The following is a 2,160-nucleotide window of genomic DNA, read 5'->3' as shown; positions in this document are numbered from 1 at the left end:
CGACGTCGGCCCGCCGGAGGCCGCGCCCGAGCGGCCCGCCGAGACGGACGCGGCCCGCGCGCGACTCGTCGCCACCGCCGAGGCCATCGCCCTCGCCGGCCCGCAGGCGGCGAGCGCGGGCGCGCGCGATCTCGTGGAGGGGGTCCGACGCGCGCTCGACGCGCTCGCGCCGTCCGACCGCCAGGGCGAGATCGACGCCGCCGCCCTCGGCCGGCTCCTCGCGCTCGCCGCCGCCGGGAAGGGGAAGCGCCTCGGGAAGGGCGACGGTCCGCTCCGCGAGCTGAAGGACGCGCTCGCGGCGGCGTCCGAGGCGCTCGCGCCGCTCGCCGCCGAGGCGCTCGCCGCGGACGCTAAGGCGGAGCTCTGCCGGCTCGTCGCCGACGCCGAGGCCCGCTACGCAGCGCGGAAGCGCGCCGCCCGCGCCGTGGACTTCGACGACCTCCTCGTCCTCGCGCGCGACCTCCTGCGCCGCGACGCGGCCCTGCGCTCGGAGCTCCGGGCCCGCTACCGCGCGCTCCTCGTGGACGAGTACCAGGACGTGAACGGCGTGCAGCAGGAGCTGTTCGAGCTGCTGGCGGGCCCCGGCACCCCGCGCGGTCCGATCCTCGTCGCGGTGGGCGACCTCAAGCAGTCCATCTACCGCTTCCGCGGCGCCGACGTCGCGGTGTTCGCGCGGCTCGTCCGCCGGCTCGACGCGGGCGAGGGACGCGTGCTCTACCTCTCGGACAACCACCGCTCCGCGCCTGCGGTGGTCGATCTCGTGAACGAGGTGTTCGCGCGCTGCATGCGCCCGCCCGACGGCGCGTCGCCGCGCGACGACGAGATCCGCTTCTCGGACGCCGATCGGCTCGTCCCGCACCGTCCCGAGGGCTCCCGCCCCGCCTGCGAGCTCCTCGAGGACGCGGGGGAGGGAAACGCCGCGGAGCGGCGCCGCCGCGAGGCGGACGCGATCGCCCGCCGCATCGAGGCGGTGGTCGCGGGGACCGCGGGCGTCGCGGTGCGGGAGCGCGGCGACGGCCCCGGAGGCGGCGAGCGTGTCCGCTGCCCGCGGCTGGGCGACGTGGCGATCCTCTTCCGCCGGCTCACTCAGATCGGCGAGTACGAGCGGGCGCTGCGGGCCGCCGGGATCCCCTACCGGCTCGCGCGCGGCGGCGGCTTCTACCAGGCGCCGGAGGTGCGCGATCTCGGGGAGCTCCTCGCGACGCTCGCCGATCCCGCGGACGCGATCGGCTGGGCGGCGGTGCTCCGCTCGCCCATGTGCGGCGTGTCGGACTCGACGCTCCTCCTCGCCGCGCGCGCCGGCCTCGGCTGGATCGCGCGCGCCCACGCCGGAGGGCTCCCCGACGAGATCCTTCGAGCCCTCTCGGCGGACGGCGCCGGTGCGCTCGCGCCCGGGGCGGCGGAGCAGGCGGTCCGCGGGGTCCCTGCGGAGGACTGGGCGCGGCTCGCGCGACTCCTCGAGGTCTGGCGCGAGCTCCACGCGCTCCGGGATCGGCTCGCGCCGGACGCGCTCCTCGGCCGCGCGGTCGAGCGGCTCGACCTCGACGCGGCGCTCCTCGCCGGACCCGACGGCGAGCGGCGGGCGATGAACGTCGCGAAGGCCGTCGCCCTCGCCGCGCGCTTCGCCGCGGACGGCGGGACGGCCGCGGAGCTCGCGCGCCACCTGCGCGCCCAGGCTGCGCGGCCGCCGCGCGAGCCGGAGGCGGAGGTCGAGTCCGGCGACGCGGTGGCCATCCTCACCGTGCACCAGGCGAAGGGGCTCGAGTGGCCGGTCGTGTTCGTGCCGGACCTCGGCGCGCGCGCGCGGAGCGACGCCCGCCGGGCGCTCCTCGATCCGGCGGGGCGCGTCTGCGCGATGCGCTACGACGCGGCCGCGGAGCGGTTCGACGAGACGGCCTCCGTGCGCGACGCGCGCGACCACGAGCGGCGCGCGTCGGCGGCCGAGTCGCGCCGGCTCCTCTACGTCGCGATGACCCGCGCGCGCGATCACCTCGTCCTCTCCGGCGAGGCCTCGAACGGCGCGGAGAGCTGGCGCGGGCTCGTGGAGGCGGCGGTCGCGGCGCGCCCGGAGCTGGCGCGGCGGATCCCGATCGCGGAGGCGGGGACCGCCGCGGCGGGCCCCCCGATCGCCGGGGCGGGCCTCGCCGCAGCGCCGCTCGC

The 2,160-nt window shown here is 79.1% G+C and carries 1 protein-coding gene; it reads left to right on the top strand.

Translation table 11 applies throughout. The features are described from left to right. Nucleotides 1-2,160, top strand: a 2,160-nt coding sequence (locus MNY62_RS25420; protein ID WP_242347124.1) for a UvrD-helicase domain-containing protein, incomplete at both ends; no start/stop codon positions are given.

Source organism: Anaeromyxobacter terrae, from assembly GCF_022690685.1.
GTDB lineage: Bacteria > Myxococcota > Myxococcia > Myxococcales > Anaeromyxobacteraceae > Anaeromyxobacter > Anaeromyxobacter terrae.
Note: the sequence above shows the minus strand (reverse complement) of the source record. Positions and strands in the feature narration are given on the sequence as shown.